Source organism: Arthrobacter sp. TS-15 (assembly GCF_006964045.1).
Taxonomy (GTDB): Bacteria; Actinomycetota; Actinomycetes; order Actinomycetales; family Micrococcaceae; genus Arthrobacter.
This window is the reverse complement of sequence record NZ_SDXQ01000034.1, coordinates 1-7,679: the sequence shown is the minus strand read 5'-3', so window position 1 is coordinate 7,679 and position 7,679 is coordinate 1. Positions and strand designations below refer to the sequence as shown.

8 protein-coding genes are annotated in these 7,679 nt (G+C 62.4%); 5 read left to right on the top strand and 3 right to left on the bottom strand.

From position 1 onward, the window contains the following. The first annotated feature begins 326 nt into the window (after positions 1-326). The 5 genes from EU811_RS13890 (at position 327) to EU811_RS13870 (ending at position 5,382) form a co-directional block, all read left to right on the top strand. Positions 327-1,571, top strand: a complete 1,245-nt coding sequence (locus EU811_RS13890; protein ID WP_142938956.1) for a PucR family transcriptional regulator — start codon at positions 327-329, stop codon at positions 1,569-1,571. A gap of 88 nt (positions 1,572-1,659) precedes the next feature. Further along, entirely contained in the window at positions 1,660-2,589 is a 930-nt protein-coding gene (locus EU811_RS13885; protein ID WP_187697177.1) for an ACP S-malonyltransferase, read from the top strand. Then, entirely contained in the window at positions 2,586-3,647 is a 1,062-nt protein-coding gene (locus EU811_RS13880; RefSeq protein WP_142938954.1) for a beta-ketoacyl-ACP synthase III, read from the top strand. The genes EU811_RS13885 and EU811_RS13880 overlap by 4 nt, the downstream gene beginning before the upstream one ends. Positions 3,648-3,768: 121 nt before the next feature. After that, positions 3,769-4,014, top strand: coding sequence for an acyl carrier protein (locus EU811_RS13875; RefSeq protein ID WP_011692310.1), 246 nt, complete (start codon positions 3,769-3,771; stop codon positions 4,012-4,014). A gap of 132 nt (positions 4,015-4,146) precedes the next feature. Beyond that, positions 4,147-5,382: a beta-ketoacyl-[acyl-carrier-protein] synthase family protein gene (locus EU811_RS13870; RefSeq protein ID WP_142938953.1), complete on the top strand. Its 1,236-nt coding sequence runs from the start codon at positions 4,147-4,149 to the stop codon at positions 5,380-5,382. 99 nt (positions 5,383-5,481) lie between these two features. On the opposite strand, the gene EU811_RS13865 is transcribed toward EU811_RS13870, so the two are convergent. The 3 genes from EU811_RS13865 to EU811_RS13855 all read right to left on the bottom strand — a co-directional run. Further along, a complete protein-coding gene (locus EU811_RS13865) occupies positions 5,482-5,985 on the bottom strand; it encodes a DUF3145 domain-containing protein (RefSeq protein ID WP_018776197.1) in 504 nt (167 codons plus the stop codon). Positions 5,986-6,221: 236 nt separating this feature from the next. Continuing rightward, positions 6,222-7,157: a tyrosine recombinase XerC gene (locus tag EU811_RS13860; RefSeq protein ID WP_142938952.1), complete on the bottom strand. Its 936-nt coding sequence runs from the start codon at positions 7,155-7,157 to the stop codon at positions 6,222-6,224. Between the two features lie 52 nt (positions 7,158-7,209). Then, positions 7,210-7,679 (bottom strand): DNA-processing protein DprA (locus tag EU811_RS13855; protein WP_187697173.1); only part of this gene is annotated, 470 nt, incomplete at its 5' end.

The following is a 7,679-nucleotide window of genomic DNA, read 5'->3' as shown; positions in this document are numbered from 1 at the left end:
TCGTCGCCAAAACCCTCCAGCTCCTCGCCGCCAAGGGAGAAGTTGAAGCAGGTGCGCTGGAAAAGGCGATCGAGAAGTACCGGCTCCTGGATGTGAACGCCGGCACCACCGGCGGAGCAGGCGGCGACGCTTAACTGATAGTGGGTAACTCCTGCAGTCACCAGCTACGCCAGCACTAACCGCGACGGCGGCCTTTACCGAAAGGTGAGGGCCGCCGTCGGGTTTTAACCGGGCTGGGCGTGCCGGCAACGACGTGACCAGCAACAACAAGAGTTGTAGCCTTCGCACAAATGGAGCTTGTCCGGGATGGGCCGTATGCTCGTTCCATGGCTGAGCCGAGCAAAACCACTACCAAGCGCAAGGCAGCGCCCCAGGCATTGTCACCCGAAAAGGCCGAAACCTTGCGGCAACTCCGCGCCAATGTGGGCCAATTGTCCACCAGCACCATGCGCCAACTGGAGAAATCATTGCCATGGTACGGCCGTCTGAGCTCCGACGAACGCTCGGCCTTGGGACTGGTGGCCCAGAACGGCATTGCCGCCTTTGTGACGTGGTACGAGAGGCCCAGTTCACCGTCGTGGATTCTCACCGACGTCTTTGGCAACGCCCCTACGGAGCTGACCCGCTCCATCAGCCTGCAAAAGGCCCTGCAACTGATCCGCATCGTTGTGGAAGTCGTGGAGGACCAGGTACCTGTCATTGCGCCGGAATCGGACCAGCCCTCACTCCGCGAAGCCGTCCTGCGCTATTCGCGGGAGGTAGCCTTCGCGGCCGCCGATGTGTATGCACGGGCTGCCGAATCCCGAGGTTCATGGGATACACGCCTTGAGGCGCTGATCGTTGACGCTATTCTGCGGGGCGAAAACACTGATGCCCTGAGGTCCCGAATCGCCGCCCTTGGCTGGAAAGCTCAGGAGCGATTCACCGTAATGGTGGGAAATTCGCCCTCGGAACCAAGCGCAAGTTACGTTAGCGAACTCCGCCGCACTGCCGGCCGCTTCGCCGAGGACGCACTCGTAGGAATCCAGGGTGATCGGCTCATTCTCATCCTTGGCGGCCTGCAGGACCGCGACACCGCCTACGTCAAGCTCAGTGAGCTTTTTGCCCCTGGCGCCGTGGTCTACGGACCGGAAGCAGGTTCCTTGCTGGAGGCGAGCGGTTCAGCCCAGGCGGCGTTCGCAGGGCTCACTGCGGCCCGTGCGTGGCCTTCCGCACCACGGCCCGTAGCTGCCGACGATCTCCTTCCGGAGCGGGTTGTTTCCGGTGATGACGCCGCCCGCAGATCACTGATCAAAAACATTTACAGGCCTCTGCTGGCCGCCTCCAATGGCCTCGTTGAGACCTTGGGAACGTACTTGGAATTGGGGCACTCACTGGAAGCCACTGCGCGTGAACTGTTCGTCCATGCCAACACTGTGCGCTACCGTTTGAAGCGTGTCTGCGACGTAACAGGGTGGGATCCTCTCCTCCCGCGGGAGGCGTTTGTGCTGCAAACGGCGCTGGTGGTTGGCCGTCTTTCAGCCCAACCAAAAGCCGCTCCCGAACGTCACGCGTCACGTTCACAGAACTGAACCGTTGTAGACTTCCTACAAACTGACCCAGTGAGCTTGGTGTACCAAAACACCAGTGGATCACGCGCCAATTTGGAAAGCTGGATACGTGCTTGCAATCGTCTGCCCTGGACAGGGCTCCCAGACCCCCGGATTTTTGGCCCCTTGGCTGGAACTCCCCTCCGTCGAAGGCCAATTGGCCGCACTAAGCGAAATCGCAGGCATTGACCTCAAAGCCCACGGGACCACGTCGGATGAAGAGACCATCAAGGACACTGCCGTAGCGCAGCCCCTGATCGTTGCTGCCGGCCTGGTGGCTGCCAAGTCCTTGTTCGATGTCGAACTCAGCACACTTCCCGTCATCCTCGCCGGGCACTCCGTCGGCGAAATCACGGCGTCAGCCCTTGCCGGTGTGCTCACCGAGTCCGAGGCAATGACCTTCGTTCGGGAACGCGCCAACAGCATGGCCGCAGCAGCTGCCGTGACGCCCACGGGCATGAGTGCAGTTGTGGGCGGAGACCCCGCGGAGGTCCTGGCAGCTATTGAAGCCACGGGCGCCACTCCGGCCAACGTCAACGGTGCCGGACAAACAGTTGCCGCGGGGACGTTCGAACAGCTCAAGGCTTTGGCGGACAACCCACCGGCGAAGGCCCGCGTCATCCCGCTGAAGGTTGCCGGCGCCTTCCACACTTCCCACATGGCACCGGCGGTCAGCGCCCTCGAAGCCCTCAAGCCGTCCTTGTCGCCGCAGAACCCGGCTGTTCCGCTGTTGTCCAACTTCGACGGCAAGGAAGTTACAGCAGGTCCTGCAGCCGTGGAAAGCCTGATTGCGCAGGTCTCACGGCCGGTCCGCTGGGATCTGTGCATGGAAACGCTGGTTGAGCGCGGCGTCACCGGCGTTATTGAACTGGCACCCGCCGGCACACTCGCAGGGCTCGCAAAGCGCGGCATGCCTGGCGTCAAGACTGTTGCCGTGAAAACCCCGGATGACCTGTCCGCGGCTCTCGCGCTCTTCGCAGAACTGGAGGGACAGGCATGAGCACTCCCGTATTGAACAAGGCTGTTGTCAACGAGAATGCCCGCATCCTGGGCATCGGTGCATACCGCCCGGATGTCATCGTCACCAACGACGACGTCTGCCAGTGGATCGACTCCTCGGATGAATGGATCCGCCAGCGCACCGGAATCATCACCCGCCACCGCGCTGCTGCTGACGTCAGCGTCATTGACATGGCAGAAGGCGCTGCACGCGAAGCGCTCAAGCAAGCCGGAATCGAAGCCTCCCAACTGGGCGCCGTGATCGTGTCCACCGTGACACACCCTTACGCCACTCCGTCGGCCGCCGCTGCACTCACCGACCGTTTAGGCGCGACGCCGGCACCGGCCTTCGACATTTCGGCCGCCTGTGCAGGGTACTGCTACGGAGTGGCCCAGGCCGATGCCCTGGTACGTTCAGGTGCAGCCCAGTACGTCCTGGTTGTCGGTGCGGAGAAGCTCTCCGATGTCATCGATAACCACGAGCGCACCATATCCTTCCTGCTCGGCGACGGCGCAGGTGCCGTTGTGGTTGGCCCATCCGAGACTCCCGGCATCGGCCCATCGGTCTGGGGCTCCGATGGAAGCAAGTGGGACGCCATCGGTATGACCCACTCCCTGGAGGACGTCAAAAAGCTGGGCGAATCCGCGCGGCACTCCGATGAAACTGACGACCCCGCCATTCTTTCGGCAACCCAGGATGTTTGGCCCACCCTGCGGCAGGACGGTCAGACCGTGTTCCGCTGGGCCGTCTGGGAAATGGCCAAGGTAGCGCAGCAGGCTCTGGACGCCGCCGGCATCGAAGCCAGCGACCTCGCTGCCTTCGTTCCCCACCAAGCGAACATGCGCATCATTGACGAGATGGTCAAGAAGCTCAAGCTTCCCGAATCTGTTGTCATCGGCCGCGACATCGCCCAAGCGGGCAACACGTCCGCGGCATCCATCCCGTTGGCAACACACCGCTTGCTCCAGGAGAACCCTGAGCTGAGCGGCGGCCTGGCACTGCAGATCGGGTTCGGCGCCGGACTGGTCTTCGGCGCCCAGGTAGTGGTTCTGCCGTAGCCGGGCCTCCTCCCGGTCACCTGGCAACAGCCCAACTGAATACGACTTACAAACCCAAGCCGCAACCCGCGGTTTGCCCCCTTTCCGGCAGTAGCCGGTCCAACAAGAAAAGGAGCCAACAATGGCTAGCAACGAAGAGATCCTGGCCGGCCTGGCTGAAATCGTCAACGAAGAAACCGGCCTCGCCACCGAAGCCGTGGAGCTGGACAAGTCCTTCACCGAGGACCTGGACATCGACTCCATCTCCATGATGACCATCGTCGTGAACGCTGAAGAGAAGTTCGGCGTACGTATCCCGGACGAAGAGGTCAAGAACCTCAAGACCGTCGGCGATGCCGTCAGCTTCATCGCCAACGCACAGGCCTAGTCCTGTCACCAGCTGTGCCGGGCCGGGATCCCTATCCTTGCGCCCGGCACAGCCGCAGTAACACCCATAGATTTTCTTGCCTCCCCCTGTGAACCGCGCATGCGGGACGGCTATCCGACAGAGAGTGATCGCATGGCACGCAAAGTAGTCATAACCGGTCTGGGGGCCACCACTCCCATCGGCGGCGACGTACCCACAATGTGGCAGAACGCGCTGAAAGGGGTCTCCGGCGCCCGCACGCTTGGCGACGAGTGGGTGACCAAGTACGACCTCCCCGTCCACTTTGCTGCACGGTGCTCGACGCCGGCACTCGAGGTCCTGAGCCGCGTTGAGGCCAAGCGCATGGACCCCTCCACGCAGTTTGGCGTCATCGCAGCGCGTGAGGCATGGTCTGACTCCGGGATCGAAGAAATCGACCACGACCGCCTGGCAGTTGCTTTTGCCACCGGCATCGGCGGTGTGTGGACCCTATTGGACGCCTGGGATACGCTCAGGGACAAAGGCCCCCGCAGGGTCCTGCCCATGACTGTTCCCATGCTCATGCCCAATGGCGTGGCAGCCGCTGTCAGCCTCGACCTCGGTGCCCGCGCTGGCGCGCACACTCCCGTTTCGGCCTGCGCATCCGGCACCGAGGCCCTCCACCTCGGATTGGACTTGATCCGCTCCGGCAAAGCAGACGTTGTGGTGTGTGGTGGTGCTGAAGCTGCCATCCACCCGATGCCCTTGGCTGCGTTCTCCTCCATGCAGGCCTTGTCGCGTCGCAACGACGAGCCGGAGCGCGCCTCCCGCCCGTACGACATCGACCGTGACGGCTTTGTCATGGGTGAGGGTGCCGGTGCTCTGGTCCTCGAAGCGGAGGAGCACGCCATTGCACGAGGGGCGCGCATTTATGCCGAACTCGCTGGGACGTCCGTCACTGCCGATGCCTACCACATCACGGCACCGGACCCGGAGGGCCTGGGCGCAACCCGCGCCCTGAAGGCGGCCATGTTCGATGGCCGGATCCAAGCGGAGGACGTGGTGCACGTCAACGCACACGCCACCTCAACTCCCGTTGGCGACAAGCCTGAGTACACGGCCCTACGTGCCGCCCTGGGCACGCATGTAGACAACGTGGCGGTCTCCGCTACCAAGTCGCAAATGGGTCACCTCCTGGGCGCTTCAGGGGCCGTTGAGGCTGTCCTGACCGTACTAGCCGTCTACGAGCGCAAGGCACCGGTAACTATCAACCTCGAGAACCAGGATCCCGAGATCCCCCTCGACGTCGTGACGTCCGTTCGCGATCTTCCCGCCGGCGACATCGTGGCCTTGAGTAACTCCTTCGGCTTCGGCGGACACAACGCCGTCATCGCTGTCCGGAACGTCTGAGCGAGGATTTACGCAGCCGTCCCAATGAGACAAAAGAAGGGCCCCACCAGCAGGTGGGGCCCTTCCTTTTGCTATGGGGAAACGCTTAAATCGGTTTTGTTACCCGACCTGGTGCAACCAGCGCACGGGCGCACCCTCAGCTGCGTGACGGAAGGGTTCCAATTCCTCATCCCACGCTTCGCCCAGCGCCAGGGAAAGCTCATGGTAAACGGCGGAGGGGTCTCCTGCGCCGGACTCGTAGGCGTAGCGGATGCGGTCCTCCGTCACCATGATGTTGCCATGAACATCAGTGACGGCGTGAAAGATACCTAGCTCGGGTGTGTGGGACCAACGTGCACCGTCTACCCCCTGGCTGGGTTCTTCAGTCACCTCGTAGCGCAGGTGTGCCCAGCCTCTAAGAGCGGACGCCAATTGGGCCCCCGTACCCGGAGCGCCGGTCCACGACAACTCCGCCCGGAACATTCCCGGCGCGGCAGGTTGAGGGGTCCACTCAAGATCGGTTCGCTTATCCACGACCGATCCAATGGCCCACTCAACGTGCGGGCAAAGTGCCGTTGGGGCCGAGTGCACGAACAAGACACCGCGGGTTGTTGCAACAGACATTCCATCCTCCATAGCTGTAGGTACGTCTTCCCCAACGACCTCTGCCTGGATGTTTGCTGTTGCTGCCGGATGCCATGTAAATCATGCGGGCCCTGACAGGCTATTTAGTTTTCTTGGTATTAAAGACGATATTGGCACAGATTTAACCCTCAACCGTGAATTGAAGGTTTCCCCGTGGTGCTTTCATTTTGCCGTACCCTGCCCGTTTCCGCCAGTATCGCACGTGCGGGGCATACTCAGGCTCTTGGGTGCGCTTGCTGGTAGCTCTTCCGGAGCCGGTCCACCGAAACATGGGTGTAAATCTGCGTGGTTGCCAGGCTGCTGTGACCGAGTATTTCCTGAACAGCGCGCAAGTCCGCTCCCCCGTCCAGCAGGTGGGTGGCCGCGCTGTGCCTGAGCGCGTGCGGCCCAGTGGCAGAGGTGTCACCCAATGCCTGCAGCAGCTCACTCACCACAGCTCGGATTTGGCGCGGATCAACACGCTTGCCACGCAATCCCAGAAACAAGGCTGGCCCGCTCGTGGAAGTCACTACAGCCGGCCTGCCCCGCCTCAGCCAGTCATCCACCGCCACAGCTGCCGGAACACCGAAAGGAACAGTACGCTCCTTGTTGCCCTTACCTAGCACACGCAGCGTGCGTCGATCGGAATCAAGATCGTCGATGTCCAGCCCGGCCAATTCACCCACACGGACACCAGTGGCATACAAGAGCTCCACCATTGCCCTGTTGCGCAATGCCATTGGACCACCATCGGCGGCAGCAGTATTCAGGTCATTCACCATCCGGGAGACCTGCTGCTGCTGAAGGACACCCGGCAGGGACTTCTCCCGCTTGGGTGCCTGCAGACGGACTGCGGGGTCCGTCGCGATGAGTTCTTCCCGGAGGGCCCAGCCGGTGAACGACCTGGCGGTTGCGGCCCGGCGCGCCAATGTGGCTCGTGATATGCCGGCCTCGCTCTGCGTGCCAAGCCAGCGCCGCAGGGAGCCTAACTCCAGTTGCCCGAGTTCTCGGACCCCCTCCTGGACCGCAAAGCCAAGGAGACTCTCAACATCGGAAAGGTAGGCACGGACTGTGTGCGCAGACCTAGCACGTTCGCCCTCCAGGTAGCGCCGAAAGCCGTCGACTGCATTTTGAAGGGGAGCTGGCAATGAATGACCGTTCACCCTTCCCACTGTGCCAGCCCTCGTCGCAAACAAGGAGTATCAACATGCTTCCTTTGCAGGGCTAGGACGTCTTGGCCCGTTTCCACGCACCCCGTTCGGAGCAGGCCAAACCCATCAGGCCCAGCCGGCCAAGGCCAGCGCGCACAGCATCCGTGCTCAGTCCAGCCACCACAGTCAGCTTCTCCACCGAGCTGGTGGATCGGAGCGGCAAGGCATCCAGGAGAATGAGATCTTCCAAGGACAAGCCGTCATGCACGGAGGTGTCGGAGGCCCGTCCCTCACTTGTGCTCTCGCCGATGGCGCCGGCAAGCTCTGCAATCTCCCCGACGTCGGTGACACAGACGGCTCCGCCGTCCCTGAGGAGACGGTGGCAGCCTGCGGAGTTGGCGCTGTGAATGGATCCGGGGACAGCGGCAACAACCCTTCCGATGGTTTCGGCATGATGGGCCGTGTTGAGGGCTCCCGATCTCCATCGGGCCTCCACGACCACGGTTACTGATGCCAAGGCTGCGATGATCCGGTTCCGTTGCA